A 15,867-nucleotide genomic window follows, 5' to 3' on the forward strand; every position below is an offset into this window, starting at 1 on the left:
GGGCGCGGACACTAGGAAGTCGCCGCAGAGGCGTCAATGACGGCGCGGCATCTCAATAAACGCTGACGGGGAACCAGCGCAGGTAAAGGTCGGTGTAGACGCCCTTCTCCCAGACGCGCGCGAGCGCATAGTTGATCGCTTGTCGCAGCGCATCGTTGCCGCGCTTGACGGCAATGCCCATGCCTTCTCCGAAGTAGCGGCTCTCGGTAAAGGGGCCGCCGATGAAAACGCAGCAATTCGCCGAGTTTGTTCCATTGATCCAGAACGCGAGCTGCACGCCGTCGCCGAAAATGAGATCGACCTCGCTCCGCCGCAGCGCCTCGCGCGCAGCGTCGGCGGTAGGAAAGGAACGGATGGCGGTTTCTGCAAAGAAATCCCGCAGATAGGCCTCATGCGCCGTGCCCGCGACGACCCCGACGGACCTGGAGGCGACCGTTTCCGGCCGCGTCTGCAGCACTGCGTCGTCCCGGCGCGCGACGAAACGGGCCGGCGACCGGAAGTAGCGGTCCGTGAAATCCATCGATTCACGTGTCGACGGCGTGATCGCGATGCCGGCAATCGCCGCGTCAGCCGAGCCGTTCTCGAGGGCCTCGGCAAGAGCCTCGAACGGCTTCACCTCGAGGGTGCAGGTAATGGCGAGTTCGTCGCAGATGGCACGGGCAAGATCCACATTCAGCCCGATCGGCTGACCGCTGCCGTCGCGAAAGCTGAAGGGCGGATAATCATCGGTCGTCACAAAGCGGATCTGGGTCGGAAGTCGGGTCACGTCGGGGCGTTCGGGCCGGCGCTTCGGATCCCAGAAGCCGGGGACGTTGACGCCATCGGGACCCGCGGCGAGAGCGGCACGCTCGCCGAAAGCGAGCAGAACCGCGGCAGCAAAGCCACACATTGCAAAAACGATAGTCCGATACCGCATATGGAACCCGCTTGGAGGGCCTATGGCTTGCCGCGCCGTCCGCTGCTTGTACCCTGTCGGATGGCGGGAGGCGAGTAGTCGCGGCGGTCGGGGGAGGCGGCTTTGGACCTGGGGTGGCGCGTTGCCGGGCTTGCCCGTGGCCCGCAGGGGGCGCGGGCCCGAGACCTGTGGCTGCCGGGGGAAGTGGCAGGCCTCGCCGGCGACGTCGACGGCATCGCGCTGGCCAACGCGGCGATGCGGGCGGAGCGCCTAGGCGTCGGCGCCGACACCGTTCTGGTCCTTGATTCCCGCGCCACCACGGACCAGGTCATTACCGCCGCCGCGCGCCAGACCGGACTCGCCATCGATCCGCTGGACGACAGCTTCGACGAGCCCCGCAGCCACGAGGACCTGCAGTCCATCCTGCGAACCGGCGTGCTGCGCCGCGCGGACGGAAGCATCACCCTCGCAGCGGAGGGGCTCGACCTGAGGCGCCTGGTCGCGGAGGCGGGTTCGTCGCAGGGCATGCGGGATCGCATGCGACTGACAACCCCGCAACGCCTCGCCGCCTTTCTCCGCAAGCACCATTTCCGGCGCCTCGGCGAGCACGCCGCCTTCCACTTGCGCCGGCGTCACCCGACCCGATCAGCCGCAACGCTCGGCATGTCGCGCTTCGTGCTTGCGAGCATCGCCGTCCTGCTGGCGGCTGCGCCGTTCGGCGCGCTACTTCTCCCCGCCCCGCTGGCGCTGATGGGCATCATAGCCGTCTGCCTGCCGCTGCTGGGCTGGAATGCACTGCGGATCGTCGCCTGCTTCGACGAACCGCAGCCGCCTCCCGCAACGGCATCCGGGGACGGGTTTCTGCCGACATACACGCTGATGGTCCCGCTCTACCGGGAGGCGGCAGTCGTCCCGAAGCTGGTGGCCTCGCTGCGCCGCCTGAATTACCCCGCCGAGAAACTTCAGATTCTCATGGTCGTGGAGCGCGACGATGTGGAAACACAGGCGGCGATCGCCCGCCACGCGGCGGCCCGCCCTTTCGAGATGTTTGTGGCCCCGGCCCTCGGGCCACGGACAAAGCCGAAGGCGCTCAATGCGGCATTGGCGTTCGCCCGGGGCCGTCTGGTCGCGATCTACGACGCCGAGGACGAGCCGGACCCTATGCAGCTGCGCTATGCTCAGGCCCTGCTCGAGCGCCCGCGCGGACGGATCGGCTGCGTCCAGGCGGGACTGGCGATCGACAATGTCGCCGACAGCTGGATCACCCGGCAATTCGCGGCGGAGTATGCGGGCCAGTTCGATTTGCTGCTGCCGCTGCTGGCGCGGCTCAGACTGCCGGTGCCGCTTGGCGGCACATCCAACCACTTCCGACGCGACGTTCTGGAAAGCGTGGGCGCCTGGGATCCGTACAATGTGACCGAAGACGCCGATCTCGGCATACGCCTTGCCCGGGCGGGCTGGCGCACGGCGGTCATCGCCTCGCAGACCGACGAGGAAGCCCCGATCGGAATCGGCGTCTGGCTGCGGCAACGCACGCGCTGGAACAAGGGTTGGTACCAGACCCTGCTGGTACACTGCCGGCGCCCGCGCACGCTCTGGGGGCGGCTCGGCGCGCTCGGCACGATGACCCTGGTCCTGCTGCTCGGCGGCAGCCTGCTTTCGGCCCTGATCCACCCCTTCTTTCTCATCGCCCTCCTCGCCGACCTGGCCATTGGCGGCGATCCCGACCCGTCACCGGCGGCAATCCTCGGAAATGCGCTGTGCGCCACCACGATGATCGCGGGATATGTGAGCGCAGGGCTGTTCGGCGTTGCCGGCATGCGCCGGCGCGGCCTCACCGGGGCGTGGCGCATGCTGCCGCTGATCCCGGTCTATTGGCTTTTGCTGTCACTCGCCGCGTGGCGCGCCATGCTCCAGCTGCTGCGTGATCCCTTCCGCTGGGAGAAGACCGAGCACGGCCTTGCACGCAGCTCGCGTGGACGCCGCTCTGCTAGAGATAGCGCTTGAGGTCCGCGGCAGCCTCGGCCGGCGGACGCTTGAGGTTGAAGGGAGCGATGAAGGCGCCATCCTTCCCCATGAGATAGACCAACGCCGTGTGATCCATGGTGTATTCGCCATCCTGCCCTGGAACCTTCTTGGCATAGGCGCGGTAGGCCTTCACCGCGGCGGCGACCTGCTCCGGCGTCCCCGTCAACCCGCGGATGCTCGGGTGAAAGCTGCCGACATAGCTCTTCATGACCTCGGGTGTGTCCCGCTCCGGATCGACCGAGATAAACAGCACGGCAAGCTTGCGCGCATCGGGACCCAGCGCTTCGAGTGCCTGGGAGGCCTCGAACAGCGTCGTAGGGCATATGTCCGGGCAGTGGGTGAACCCGAAGAACACCAGAAAGGGCTGGCCGGCAAACTCGGCCTGCGTGACGTTCCGCCCGTCCTGGTCCACGAGCTGAAAGGGTCCGCCCACCGCGGAGGGCGTGGCGACCTGAGGCGCCTTGGGCAACATCGCCATAACCGAGACGACAATGACCAGCGCGCCGGCGAGGAAGGCGGCGAGAACGAGAAGGACGCGTCGTTGCGGCATGATGCTCTAATCGTTGCACGTGGGCTTGAGGAGGCGGGGCCTCAGAGGCAGTAGGCGATACCCGCCGCCATCAGATCAAAGAAAACAGCGGAACCATGGCTGGCCCACAATGCCAGGGCGGCCGCCAGCAGCACGGCACCGGCGAGCAGCAGGATCACAGCGATCCCGCCGAGCCGCAAAGCCCGGTGCGAGGCGTGCGGCGGTGGATCAAGATGGACCGGCGAACTGCTCGACATACCGCACCATAAAGCCGTTTCACCACTGTTGGAAACGACCCGCTGCGGCGAAAGCGCTCACAACGGTTCGCAGCGACCCCGACGGCGGCGCCGATCCGATCACATCTGGCTGAACGGCGGCGAATGCCGCTGCCGCAAAGACCACGCGTCAGCCATGCAGAAGCAGGGCTTGCCAATTTATCGCGCACGACAAGATAGTGCATCGAGCGCCTCCCACGAACCCTTGGCCGACCCATGTCCACGGATCCACTCGATCTCGACCGATTTCTCTGTTTCGCGGTCTACTCGGCGAGCCATGCCTTCAATCGTGCCTATAAGCCGCTGCTGGACAAACTCGGCCTGACCTATCCGCAATATCTGGTGATGGTATCGCTCTGGGCGCAGGACGGGCAGACGGTGGGCAGTCTGGGCGCGCGGCTGTTTCTGGAATCGAGCACCTTGACGCCCCTGCTCAAGCGTCTCGAGGCGTCCGGGCTCGTCAGCCGGATGCGAAATCCCGCCGATGAGCGGCAGGTGCGTCTGTTCCTGACGGATGCCGGCCGCGCGCTGCGCGACCAGGCCGAGACCATCCCCGGCTGCATCTTCGAGGCGATCGGCCAGGATGCCGACACGATCGGCCAGCTGAAGGCCGCCATCGACCGGCTGCGCAACAGCCTTGCCTCGCAGGGAGGCGAATAAGGGCCTGGATCGGAAAGGACTTCTGGAGCGGGCGAAGGGAATCGAACCCTCGTATGCAGCTTGGGAAGCTGCCGTTCTACCATTGAACTACGCCCGCGTGCGGCGGCACATTAGGGGGGAGAGGGCGGCGCTTCAAGGGGTTCGGGGCGCATCCGGCGCATTTGTTCGCCGGCTGGCGGCGCTCGGGGCGGCGACCCGGCCCGCGCGCGAAAGAGACAAGTCTGCGATCGATTTCAATATCTTATGCCGAACAGCCGCGCGTCAGCGCCGCCCGGTGAGCGGATCGGGATGGCCGTCGAGGCGCATCTGGAACAGGAAATAGGTCGGCGAGCAGAAGCCGACATCACGGTCGATCCGGCCCGCGCCGGGCAGGCCGGCGGGCAGCGCCTGGCACATATAATCCTCTCGGCAGAAGGACTTAGCGCCGCAGGCGGGGCGCATGCCGCGGACCACGCTGGCCTCGTAGCAGCGGCCGAAATCATTGGTCGCGGCGCAGTCGTCGAAATCCTTGCCGCCTGCGAGACCGCAGATTTCCGCCGGCATCGGCCCGCCCTTCGCGATCCCGGCGAAGGCCTTGTCGCCAGCGCCGCATTTGCGATAGGCGAGACCGCCGGGAACCCCGATCCGGGGCGGCCGGCAGGTGTAGGCCGAGACCGTCGCCTTCTGCGCAAACGAATTGATCTGGCTGATCTTTTTCCACCGGTCCTGATAGGCGCGCGGCCCCGTCTCGACCGCGCCGGCGAGGCAGGCGAGGCAGGCGAGGCCTGCGAAGACCCCCCGCTCGCTTGCGGGCATGCACTGTCCGACCGCCATCGGCAGATCCTTGTTTGCGCCGATGACACGGCAAACCGCCCCTGCCCCACACGTCCAGCCCGCCGCGAAGGCCGCTTTCCCGCCCTCCTCCAGGCAGGCCATCTGCCCCGGCGCGGGCTCGAAACGGGGTGGACGATCAGTGCAGTCAGGTGGACGATCGGTGCAGTGAGGACAGTCGGTGCAATCCGCCGCGCGCCCTTCCGCCGCCGCCCCGTCCCACCTCGCCGGCGGGGCGATGGAGAGCGGGCGGAAGCGGTTCGGCACCCGCCCCGCGGCGAGCGCCGCGACATAGGCCGCCCGGCGCGGCTGCTCCGCCGCATAATGGGGCGAGATGCCCTGCAGCACGCGGTTGTAATCGGAGGTCGCGGCGTCATCGAGCCCGAAGAAATGGAAGCCCGCCGTGCCGCCGGCCTGGTGGCAGCCCATGCAGCTCGCATTGTCGAGCCGCTCGACCAGCCCCGCCGGGCTGCGGACATAGCCGAGCCCCGACAGGTCGAGCCCGCGGAGATCGGCCTCGTCCAGCAGCGCGGCGAAGGGGTGGTTGGCGAGCCGGGCGCTGCCGAAGGTGGACCATGAGATCGCCCGCGTCGCCAGCAGCGGCGCGGGCAGCTGGAACACGCCGATATCGATCGCCGGCAGGTTGGCCTTCACATAATCGACGAGGGCCGCGCGCAGCGCCGCATCCGCCTTGAGCCGGGCGACGTCGGGCGTGTTCTCCAGCGGCTTGGGCGCCAGCGCCATGCCCGCGCCCTCCCCGATCACGGCGAAGACGCGCATCAGATAGGCCGCCTGCCCGCCAAAGCCCGGTTCCTGGCCCGAGGGGAAGCGCACCACCTGCGCGTTGAGCTCGATCTGCCGCAGGATCAGCCGACCGGGCGCCAGCGGCCCGGCGAGCAGCGCCTCGGGGTTCCCCGCCGCGACGCTCTCCGCCCCCTGCCAGCGCGCCGCCGCCGCGGCGCAGCCGCCATCGGCGTCGGCGGGCACGGCGTAGACGACGTTGAGGCTGAAGGGCAGCCGCGAGGCGGCGATGCGGGTCGGCGAGAGCCGGAGCCGCTTGCCCTGCGCGGCCGGGGCGGCACGCGCCGCGTCATAGCCGAGCCGATAGATGAAGCGGACCTCGCCGCAATTCGCGCGCCCCTCGACCTCCGGCACGAAGTCGCGCCGGTCGAGCCGGTTGACGATGCCGGCGAGGCGGAACGCGGCGATGGGCGAAGCGAGCCAGTTCAGATCCAGCACGCGGCCGACATTGCCGTCCGTCACCTCGTAGAGCGGGCGGCCATGCGCCTGCATATCCGCGCGCAGCTCGGCGACGTCGCCCGCCACCGCCGCGCGCAGGGTGCGGAAGGCGGCGCTGCGCTCGCCCAGCGCGCGCGTGGTGGCGGCGCCGGGAACGCCGAGCACGTCGGCGAAGCTCCACCCCGCCGCCTCGAGGCGGGCGAGGGCGGCGGGATCGCGGACATCGAGCACCGGCTCCGCCGCGCGGGCGGGAGCGGCGGCGAGGAGGACGAGGGCGAGGAGAAGGACTGGCAGGCGGGCGAGCAGAAGCGGCATGCGCAGGGGGTTAGCGCGGGCGGGATGAACGGGGATGGAATGGGGTTCGCGGGCAGACTAGGCTACCATCAAAGGCGTGATCGCCGCTGCCGGGCGGGCCGCGTTCCGGGGGGAGTGACACATGAAAACCGCCACGCCCGAAACGATCGAAAGCGAGATTGCCCGTCTGGCGATCGCGCAGGAGGAGCTTATGACGGCTGGCAACGTCAAAGCGGCGAACAAGGCATTTGATGCGTTGTACAGGCAGGCGCGCCTTATGCGTTCCCTGCCGGATCGGGGCTTGGAGATGCTTCTTCGCCTCGTGCTCCATCCAAACAGGAGGGTGCGCACCGCAGCCGCTTATCTGATGATTCCGCTCGATGAGAGCCGGGCCATCGCGATATTGCGGGCTGAAGCGGGTTCGGGTCCCTCTTGGGAGCGGTTCACTGCCGAGATGATCATCAAGGAGTGGGAGGCCGGTCGGCTCAACGTCGACTGGTTCATGCGCGAGCCGTCTCGACGCTGATCGCATCCCCGCGCCCTCCCCGGCACCGTCATCCCGGCCGGAGCGCAGCGCAGAGCCGGGATCGGCGGCGGGCCTCGCCTCGGCGCGATCCCGGATACGGCCTGACGGCCGTTCCGGGATGACGATGTCGGGGCTGGCCTGCGCGGCCGTCTCGTTCTAGGAGCGGCCGCCGGCCGTCGCGATATCGCGCTTTCGTGCAGGACCGTCGGAGGTCGGACCGGCGCCCGTGGCGACAGGCCGCCTCAACCGGTCACCCCGAGCCGGGCCGCGACGGACCGGACCTGATGGCCGAGCCGGATCAACCGCTCGTCCGGCGGGTCCCGATGATCGGGCGACCACTCCGCCGACCGATCGATCAGGCGTTCATCGTCAAGCGCGCGGGAAAGCGCGGCCTTCAGCGCCTGCGTCTCGGCAGCGCGGGTTTCCCACCAGGCGGCGGGAATTGCGAGCACGTTGGCGAGCAGGTCGCCATCATGGAAATCGCCCGCTCGCAGCGGGTCTTGCTTCAGCCGCTCCAGCGCGACGGGAACCAGCCATTCGAGGCTGAAGCCCTGCCCGATCACCAGCCGCAACTCCTCGTCGGTGAGCGTCACGAGCGGCTTCTTCCGCATGCTGTGGCAGGTGGTGACGACATAGGAATCGAAGAGCGGCGCGCCCCAGCGCTCGCCGTCGAGCTCCTCGAGGCTGCGCTCATGGTCGGGACGGGGGCTCTTGTTCTTCCAGCGCGACATGAGCGCCTCGGCTGCGGATGCGCGGCCGAGACTACAGGCTGCCGCCCGGCGGCGCATCCTCGGCCGGGCGCGCGGGGGCAGGGCCGGTGCCGAGCGCGCTTTCGCCGACCCCCAACACCTCCACAACCTCCGCCATCGGCAGGCCGCGCGGGATGACGCGCCAGGTGCCGGGGCGCGAGCCGGTGACGGTGACGATGGCGTCCTTCGGGCAGATGTCGAAGCAGCCGACCTCGACGACGCCGATGCGGGCGCGGCGGCCCTTCGCCTTCTTCGGCTTGGCCGCCGTCGACCTCGCGTTTTTCGCGTCGGTGTTCTTCGCCTCGCCGTTCGGCTGCGCCTTTTCCGGCGCGGCCCGGGGGGCAGTCATCGCCGTGGCGCCGTGCTCGCCGACGGGCGGGGCCGCCAGCGCGGCGCGCAGCGCTTTCACGAAGCGCTCGTCGCCGCCCTCGCCGAAGCCGCCCTTCAGCTTCTTCGCGCATGTGCGGCAGACGAGGACGATATCGGTCCACTCCGCGCGCACCTTCTTCACCTTGCGCGCCTGCCGGGGCTTGGCCATGCCGTATCCTTTTCGCGCCGAGGGCGGACGTGCTCCATGATCGCGCGGTTGCCGCTTCAGATAGGGTGTCGCCACGCCCCTTGCGACGGGTGGCGGGCCGTGGCCGGCGATGCGGCAGCCGTCAAAATTTGCGAAAGATTTAAGGATCCCGGTTAACACCGGTGAACCCTGTGCGCGCCCGGCGGCGCGGGACGAAGCGGAGACGGCCATGACGCGCGAACCGACCCCTCGCAAGCTGCGCATCGCGGTGCTGTTCGGCGGCCGCTCGGCCGAGCACGAGGTCTCCGTGATGTCGGCGACCAATGTGGTGGCCGCGCTCGACCCGGACAAATACGACGTGCTGCCGGTGTTCGTGACCCGCGAGGGGCGCTGGCTGATGAGCGAGGTCGCGGACGGGGTGCTGGCGCGCCCGGCGGAGGGCACGGAACTTGCGCTGCTGCCGGGCGGGCGCGGGCGGGTCATCGCCCTCCCCCCGGCCGGCGCGCCGCAGGAGATCGCCGCCATCGACGCGCTGTTCCCGGTGCTGCACGGGCCGCATGGCGAGGACGGCACGGTGCAGGGCCATGCCGCCGTCGCCGGCGTGCCCCTCGTCGGCTGCGGGCTGACCGGCTCGGCGACCGCCATCGACAAGGACATCGCCAAGCGGCTGTTCGCGCAGGCGGGCGTGCCGCATGCGCGCGGCATCGTCATTCATCCGGGCGCGGAGCCGGACTTCGCGGCGGTGTCGCGCGAACTCGGCCTGCCGGTGTTCGTGAAGCCGGCGCGGCAGGGCTCCTCGGTGGGTGTGAGCAAGGTGACCAGCGAGGTCGAGTACCGGGCGGCGCTGGCGGAGGGCTTCCGCCATGACGGCAAGCTGCTCGCGGAGGAGTTCGTGAAGGGCCGCGAGATCGAGTTCGCCGTGCTGGAGACGCCCGAGGGCGAGCTGATCGTCTCCCGCCCCGGCGAGATCGCCCCGGCCGAGAGCCACGGCTTCTACAGCTACGACGCCAAATATATCGACGCCGACGGCGCCGCGCTGATGGTGCCGGCGCAACTGCCGGAGGATGTCGAAGACGCCATGCGGGCGATGGCGGCCACCGCCTTCCGCGCGCTCGGCTGCGACGGCATGGCGCGGGTCGACTTCTTCCTCAAGGCCGACGGGGAGTTCCTCGTCAACGAGGCAAACACCATCCCCGGCTTCACCAATATCAGCATGTACCCGAAGGCGATGGCGGTGAGCGGGGTCGGCTATGCCGAGTTGATCGACCGCCTCGTCGCGCACGGGCTGGCGCGCAACCAGAAGGTCGCCTAAGCGAGTAGGCGGGACTCGAACCCGCGTCCTCTCGCTTAGCAGGCGAGCGCTCTATCCAGCTGAGCTACTACTAAATAGCCCTTACGGGCACCCGGATCCCCAGGTTCTGCGACGGTAACAAAATAGGCAAGCTTCTTCAAGTTAAGCAGCCCGCCGATGCGTCCGTTTCATAACCAACTATACTGCGCCCTCTCCCCGCCTATTCCGCCGGGGCGCCGTGGGCGGGGCCGGGCGCGTGGGCGGCGGCGAGCTTCGCGCTCGCCTTGCGGTGATCGCGGCCGATCAGCGAATAGACCACCGGCACGACGAACAGCGTCAGCAGCGTCCCGAGGCTCATGCCGCCGACGATGACCCAGCCGATCTGCTGGCGGCTCTCGGCGCCCGCCCCTTCCGCCAGCGCCAGTGGCACGGCGCCGAGCACCATGGCGCCGGTGGTCATCAGGATCGGGCGCAGCCGCAGCACCGCCGCCTCCAGCACCGCCGGCCGGCGGTCGAGGCCCGCCTCCTGCTGCTGGTTGGCGAATTCCACGATCAGGATGCCGTGCTTGGTGATGAGGCCGACCAGCGTGACGAGGCCGATCTGCGAATAGACGTTCAGCGAGCCGCCGGTGAAGTAGAGCGCGGCGAGCGCGCCGGTCATCGAGAGCGGCACGCTGAGCATGATGATCAGCGGGTCGCGGAAGCTCTCGAACTGGGCGGCGAGCACCAGATAGATGAAGCCGAGCGCCAGCACGAACACCACGGCCAGACTCTGGCCGGCGGCGCGGAACTCGCGGCTCTGGCCGGAGACGTCGGTGCGCACGCTCGGCGGCAGCACCTCGTGGGCGGCCTGGTCGAGGAAGGCGAGCGCCTCGCCCTGCGAGACGCCCGGCGCGAGATTGGCCGAGACGGTGACGGCGCGCATCTGGTTGAAGCGGCGCAGTTCCTGCGGGGCGACGCTCTCGCGGATGGTGACGAGGTTGGAGAGCTGCACCATCTCGCCATTGGCGGCGCGCAGATAGATGGTGTCGAGCGTCGAGGGCGAGGTGCGGTCGGCGGCGGCGAGCTGCACATAGACGTCGTACTGCTCGCCACCGACCTCGAAGCGGGTGACCTGCCGGCCGCCCAGCAGGCTTTCCAGCGTGCGCCCGACCACGGAGATGGCGATGCCGAGATCGGCCGCCTTCTGGCGGTCGATGGTGATGGCGAGCTCGGGCTTGTTCAGCTTCAGGTCGGTGTCGAGGCTGACGAGGCCGGGAAAGTCGCGCACCCGCTCGAGGAAACGGTTCACATAGCCGTCGAGTTCCTCATAGGTGCCGGACGTCTGCAGCACGAACTCGATCGGGCGCGAATTGTTGGAGGCGCCGAGCGAGGGCGGGTTGTTGGCGAAGGCGTTGACGCCGGCGATGCGCCGCAGCTGCGGCGTGGTCTGGTTGACCAGTTCCTGCTGGCGGCGCTCGCGCTCGCTCCAGTCCTTCAGCCGGCCGACCACGAGGAAGCGGTTCACATCCGGGAAGCCGTTGATGGTCAGCACGGATTCGATCTCGGGCAGCTTGCTCAGCATGCCCTCCACCTGCTGCGAATAGCGGGCGGTGAAGGCCAGCGTCGAGCCTTCCGGCGCGGTGCCGTTGACGCGGACGATGCCGCGATCCTCGATCGGCGACAGCTCGGAGGGCAGGTTGGTGAAGAACCAGCCGCTGGCGCCAGCGACGCCGGCCGCGACCAGCAGCACGAGCGGCCATACCCTGAGCGTCCCGCCGAGGGTGCGGCGATAGCCGCGCTCCAGCCCGCCGAGGCAGCGCTCGACGAACATCGAGACGCGGCCCGGGTTCGGCTGGTGCTTGAGCAGGCGCGAGCACATCATCGGCGTCAGCGTCAGCGCGACGAAGCCCGAGACCAGCACCGCGCCGGCCAGCGTCAGCGAGAATTCGAGGAAGAGCCGGCCGGTGCGCCCCGCCGCGAAGGCGACCGGGGCATAGACCGCCGCCAGCGTCAGCGTCATCGCCACCACCGCGAAGCCGATCTCGCGCGCGCCCCGGATGGCGGCGGGGATCGGCTTCATGCCGTCCTCGATGTGGCGGAAGATGTTCTCCAGCACGACGATGGCGTCGTCCACCACGAGGCCGATGGCGAGCACCATGGCCAGCAGCGTCAGCGTATTGATGCTGAAGCCGAGCGCGTACATGAGCGCGAAGGTGGTGATCAGCGAGATCGGGATGGTGACGATCGGGATGATCGAGGCGCGGAAGGAGCGCAGGAAGATCACGATCACCAGCACGACGAGGACGATGGCCTCGCCGATGGTGTGGTAGACCGACTGGATCGAGCGGTCGATGAACACCGCATTGTCCTGCCCGATCATGCCGCTCATGCCGTCGGGCAGGCTGTCATTGATCTCCGGCATCACCGCCCGGACGCCGGCGGAGACGTCGAGCGGGTTCGCCACCGCCTGCTTGATGATGCCGACGGCGATGCCGGCGCCGCCGTTGAAGCGGCTGGAGCGGCGCTCGTCGGCGGCGCCGAGCTCGACGCGGGCGATCTCGGCGAGGCGCACCTGCGCGGTGCCGGCCCGCTTGACGATGATGTTCTCGAACTGCTGCACGTTGGACAGCGCCGTGCGCGAGAGCACGGTGAACTCGCGGTCGGCGCTCTCGATGCGGCCGGAGGGAATCTCGACGTTCTGCGCCCGCAGCGAATCCTCGATGTCCTGCACCGACAGGTTATAGGCGGCGAGGCGCTCGCGATCGATCCACACCCGCATGGCGTAGCGCCGCTCGCCGAAGATCTGCACATCGGCGACGCCGGTGATGTTCTTGAAGCGGTCGACGATATAGCGGTCGATATAGTCCGACAGTTCCAGCGCCGACATGCGGTCGCTCTTGAACACCACGAACAGCACCGGCTGGGCGTCGGCCTCGACCTTGGAGATGACGGGCTCGTCGATCTCGTCCGGCAGGCGCTGGCGCACCCGGCTGACGCGGTCGCGCACGTCGCTGGCGGCGACGTCGGGGTTCACCTCGAGCCGGAAGCGCACGGTGATGCGGCTCGATTCCGAGCGGCTGGAGGATTCCAGCACGTCGATGCCCTCGATGCCGGCGATGGAGCCTTCGAGAATCTGCGTGACCTGGCTCTCGACGATGCTCGCCGAGGCGCCGGGATAGCGGGTGACGACGGAGACGGTGGGATCGTCGATGTTGGGGTATTCGCGCACGGTGAGGCGCGAATAGGAGACGATGCCGATCAGCACCAGGATCAGGCTGAGGACGGTGGCGAAGACCGGGCGGCGGATGCAGAGCTCGGAGAGGCCCATGGCGCGCCCCTCAGCTCTGCGGCGGCGCGGGCGTGCCCACCACCTCGACGCTGGCGCCGGCGCGCAGGCGCCCCTGCCCGGCGGTGACGACCGTGGCGCCGGCCGGCACGCCCGAGGCGATCTCGACCTCGCCGCTGCGGCGCTCGCCGAGCGTGACCTTGGCTTCCTTCACCTTGCCGTCGGCGAGGAGCCACACATAGCGCTCCTGCCCGCGCGGCACGATGGCGGCTTCCGGCACCATCACCGTGGTGCGCTCGGCCATGCCCTTCACCACGACGCGGACGAACAGGCCGGGCCGCAGCGCCATGTCGGCATTGGGCAGGCGGGCCCGCACGCTGAGCGCGCGGCCGTTGACGTCGATCATCGGGTCGATGGCGTAGATGGTGCCGGTGAAGGCGCGGCCGGGCATGGCGTCGACCGTGATCTCGACCTGCTGGCCGCTGGCGACGCTGCCGAGATGCACCTCGGGCACCTTGAAGTCGACCTTGAGCTGGTCGATCTTCTCGATGTTCACCAGCGTCGTGCCCACCGGGATATAGGCGCCGACCGAGACCTGACGCAGGCCGGCGACGCCGTCGAAGGGGGCGGCGATCGCGTGCTTGGCGAGTTGCACGCGCTGGAGGTTCAGGAGAGCCGTCGCGGTGTTGCGCTCGGCCACCGCCTCGTCGAGCGAGCGGGCGGTGCCCGAGCCGGACTTCTGCAGCTGCTGGGCGCGGGCGAGGTTCGATTCAGCGAGCGACAGGCGGGCCTCGATCTCGGCCTCGGCGGCGGTGACGAGCGCGTCGTCGAGCTTGACCAGCACGTCGCCGGCCTTGACCTGCTGGCCCTCGCGGAAATTGATCTGGGCGATGCGGCCGGCGACCTCGGAGGCGAGCTGCACGGATTCGTCCGATTGCAGGCTGCCGACGGCGCGGATGTCGGTGGTCGTGGTCACCTGCCGGGCGGTCGCGACCTCGACGGGGAGCACGGGGCGGGCATTGGCGAGACGCGGCTCGGGCGCCGCGTTCGCGGGCCCCTTCAGGGCCGCGAGAACCGGCGCGTCCCAGCCGTTGCGATGCGCGACGATGCCGGCGCCGCCGAGCGCCACCAGCACGAGTACCAGTCCGGCCATAAGCCGCATAAAATCTCCCAGACGACCCCGCAACCTATTGCAGCGCAATAGAACAGCCGGCCGGGGATGGGACAAATTAAATCTTCGACAGGTTCGCTCACGAAGTCACGACTTCGTGCGCCGAGGGCGGGCGCCCTCGCCGCCTGCGGGGGGCGAGTGCAGGCAGCGAGGGGCCGGCCGCGAGCCCGCACAGCGGGCTCAGCCGTTCTTGACCATCACGTGGCGGGCGACGGTGTAATCCTCGAGCGCGTAGACGCTCATGTCCTTGCCATAGCCGGACTGCTTCAGGCCGCCATGGGGCATTTCGTTGGTAAGCATGAAATGGCAGTTCACCCAGGTGCAGCCATACTGGAGCCGGGCGGCCGTGGCCAGCCCCTTCGACACATCCCGGGTCCAGACCGAGGAGGCGAGGCCGTAATCGCTGTCATTGGCCCAGGCCACCGCCTCCTCGACGTCTGAGAAGCGGGTGACCGAGACCACCGGGCCGAACACCTCGCGGCGCACGATCTCGTCCGACTGCAGCGCGCCGGCGACGACGGTCGGCTCGTAGAAGAAGCCCTTGCCGCCCGCGAGCTTGCCCCCGGTGGCGATCTCGACATGGTTGAGCTCGGAGGCGCGCTCGACGAAGGAGGCGACGCGGGCGCGCTGGCGGGCGGAAATCAGCGGGCCGATGTCGTTCTGGTCGTCGTCCGGCAGGTTGAAGCGCAGCGAGGAAACGGCGGACGACAGGTCGGCGACGAGGTTGTCGTAGATCTTGTCCGACGCATAGATGCGGCAGGCGGCGGTGCAGTCCTGCCCGGCGTTGTAGTAGCCGAAGATCTTCACCCCCTCGACCACCTCGGCGATGTCGGCATCGTCGAACACGATGACCGGCGCCTTGCCGCCGAGTTCGAGATGGGTGCGCTTCACCGTCTTCGAGGCGGCGGCGAGCACCTTCTTGCCGGTGGCGATGTCGCCGGTGAGCGAGACCATCGCCACCTTCGGGTGGTGGATCAGCGCGTTGCCGACGCTCTCGCCGCGCCCGACCACGACGTTCACGACGCCCTCGGGGAAGATGCCGGCGATCACTTTGGCCAGCTTCAGCAGGGTCAGCGGCGTCTGCTCGGAGGGCTTGATGACCACGGTGTTGCCCCCCGCCAGCGCCGGGGCGAGCTTCCATGCCGCCATCATCAGCGGGTAGTTCCACGGCGCGATCGAGGCGACGACGCCGATCGCGTCGCGCCGCACCATCGAGGTGTGGCCGGGAATATACTCGCCCGCGACCATGCCGTGCTGGGTGCGCACCGCGCCGGCGAAGAAGCGGAAGCAGTCGGCGATCGCGGGGATCTCGTCGCGCAGCACGGCGTAGCGCGGCTTGCCGCAGTTCAGCGCCTCCAGCGTGGCGAAGCCCTCGGCCTCGCGCTCGATGGCGTCGGCGAGCTTGAGCAGCAGGCTCGAGCGCTCGGCCGGGGTGGTGCGCGACCAGGCGGGGAAGGCCTTGTCGGCGGCCGCCACCGCCGCGTCGATCTGGTCGGGCGAGGCCTCCGGCAGTTCGAGGATGGTCTCCTCGGTCTTCGGGTTCAGCACCGTCTCGGGCGTCTCGGTGCCGGCGACGAAGGTCGAGCCGATCAGCATCTCTGTCTCGAGCATGGCG

The 15,867-nt window shown here is 69.0% G+C and carries 13 protein-coding genes and 2 tRNA genes; 4 read left to right on the forward strand and 11 right to left on the reverse strand.

The annotated features are described in order from the left end of the window. Positions 1 to 52: 52 nt before the first annotated feature. Positions 53 to 889, reverse strand: a complete 837-nt coding sequence (locus tag ACEUEL_RS13855) for a transporter substrate-binding domain-containing protein (protein ID WP_405706230.1) — start codon at positions 887 to 889, stop codon at positions 53 to 55. Positions 890 to 1,018: 129 nt separating this feature from the next. Between ACEUEL_RS13855 and ACEUEL_RS13860 the strand changes: the two genes are divergently transcribed. Then, entirely contained in the window at positions 1,019 to 2,902 is a 1,884-nt protein-coding gene (locus ACEUEL_RS13860) for a glycosyltransferase (RefSeq protein WP_405706232.1), read from the forward strand. Here ACEUEL_RS13860 and ACEUEL_RS13865 read toward each other — a convergent pair. Together ACEUEL_RS13865 and ACEUEL_RS13870 are read right to left on the reverse strand one after the other, a co-directional pair. After that, entirely contained in the window at positions 2,886 to 3,473 is a 588-nt protein-coding gene (locus ACEUEL_RS13865) for an SCO family protein (protein WP_405706235.1), read from the reverse strand. The two genes, ACEUEL_RS13860 and ACEUEL_RS13865, sit on opposite strands and share 17 nt — an antisense overlap. A 41-nt stretch (positions 3,474 to 3,514) precedes the next feature. Next, positions 3,515 to 3,709, reverse strand: coding sequence for a hypothetical protein (locus ACEUEL_RS13870; RefSeq protein WP_405706238.1), 195 nt, complete (start codon positions 3,707 to 3,709; stop codon positions 3,515 to 3,517). A 234-nt stretch (positions 3,710 to 3,943) separates the two neighbouring features. Between ACEUEL_RS13870 and ACEUEL_RS13875 the strand changes: the two genes are divergently transcribed. Then, on the forward strand, positions 3,944 to 4,387 hold the full coding sequence (locus ACEUEL_RS13875; protein ID WP_405706241.1) for a MarR family winged helix-turn-helix transcriptional regulator: 444 nt from the start codon (positions 3,944 to 3,946) through the stop codon (positions 4,385 to 4,387). 23 nt (positions 4,388 to 4,410) lie between these two features. Here the strand turns inward: ACEUEL_RS13875 and ACEUEL_RS13880 are convergent. Beyond that, positions 4,411 to 4,484: transfer RNA gene (locus ACEUEL_RS13880), tRNA-Gly, on the reverse strand. A 164-nt stretch (positions 4,485 to 4,648) separates the two neighbouring features. Further along, positions 4,649 to 6,751 carry a hypothetical protein gene (locus ACEUEL_RS13885; RefSeq protein WP_405706244.1) on the reverse strand — a complete coding sequence of 701 codons (2,103 nt, stop codon included), beginning with the start codon at positions 6,749 to 6,751 and terminating at the stop codon, positions 4,649 to 4,651. Positions 6,752 to 6,872: 121 nt separating this feature from the next. On the opposite strand from ACEUEL_RS13885, the gene ACEUEL_RS13890 reads away from it, so the two are divergent. After that, entirely contained in the window at positions 6,873 to 7,256 is a 384-nt protein-coding gene (locus ACEUEL_RS13890; RefSeq protein WP_405706246.1) for a hypothetical protein, read from the forward strand. 242 nt (positions 7,257 to 7,498) lie between these two features. Here ACEUEL_RS13890 and ACEUEL_RS13895 read toward each other — a convergent pair whose 3' ends face one another. Beyond that, complete coding sequence (locus ACEUEL_RS13895; protein ID WP_405706249.1) at positions 7,499 to 7,987, reverse strand: contact-dependent growth inhibition system immunity protein; 489 nt, start codon at positions 7,985 to 7,987, stop codon at positions 7,499 to 7,501. Between the two features lie 31 nt (positions 7,988 to 8,018). Next, positions 8,019 to 8,543, reverse strand: coding sequence for a hypothetical protein (locus ACEUEL_RS13900; protein ID WP_405706252.1), 525 nt, complete (start codon positions 8,541 to 8,543; stop codon positions 8,019 to 8,021). A 208-nt stretch (positions 8,544 to 8,751) separates the two neighbouring features. Between ACEUEL_RS13900 and ACEUEL_RS13905 the strand changes: the two genes are divergently transcribed. Then, entirely contained in the window at positions 8,752 to 9,834 is a 1,083-nt protein-coding gene (locus ACEUEL_RS13905; RefSeq protein WP_405706254.1) for a D-alanine--D-alanine ligase family protein, read from the forward strand. Here ACEUEL_RS13905 and ACEUEL_RS13910 read toward each other — a convergent pair. From ACEUEL_RS13910 to ACEUEL_RS13925, 4 genes are all read right to left on the reverse strand, one after another. After that, positions 9,835 to 9,908, reverse strand: a tRNA-Ser gene (locus ACEUEL_RS13910). A 125-nt stretch (positions 9,909 to 10,033) separates the two neighbouring features. Further along, entirely contained in the window at positions 10,034 to 13,123 is a 3,090-nt protein-coding gene (locus tag ACEUEL_RS13915; RefSeq protein WP_405706257.1) for an efflux RND transporter permease subunit, read from the reverse strand. Between the two features lie 10 nt (positions 13,124 to 13,133). Beyond that, complete coding sequence (locus ACEUEL_RS13920) at positions 13,134 to 14,234, reverse strand: efflux RND transporter periplasmic adaptor subunit (protein ID WP_405706260.1); 1,101 nt, start codon at positions 14,232 to 14,234, stop codon at positions 13,134 to 13,136. Between the two features lie 198 nt (positions 14,235 to 14,432). After that, positions 14,433 to 15,863 carry a gamma-aminobutyraldehyde dehydrogenase gene (locus ACEUEL_RS13925; RefSeq protein ID WP_405706262.1) on the reverse strand — a complete coding sequence of 477 codons (1,431 nt, stop codon included), beginning with the start codon at positions 15,861 to 15,863 and terminating at the stop codon, positions 14,433 to 14,435. Between the last annotated feature and the right edge of the window lie 4 nt (positions 15,864 to 15,867).

This window comes from Ancylobacter terrae, from assembly GCF_045108345.1.
GTDB lineage: Bacteria > Pseudomonadota > Alphaproteobacteria > Rhizobiales > Xanthobacteraceae > Ancylobacter.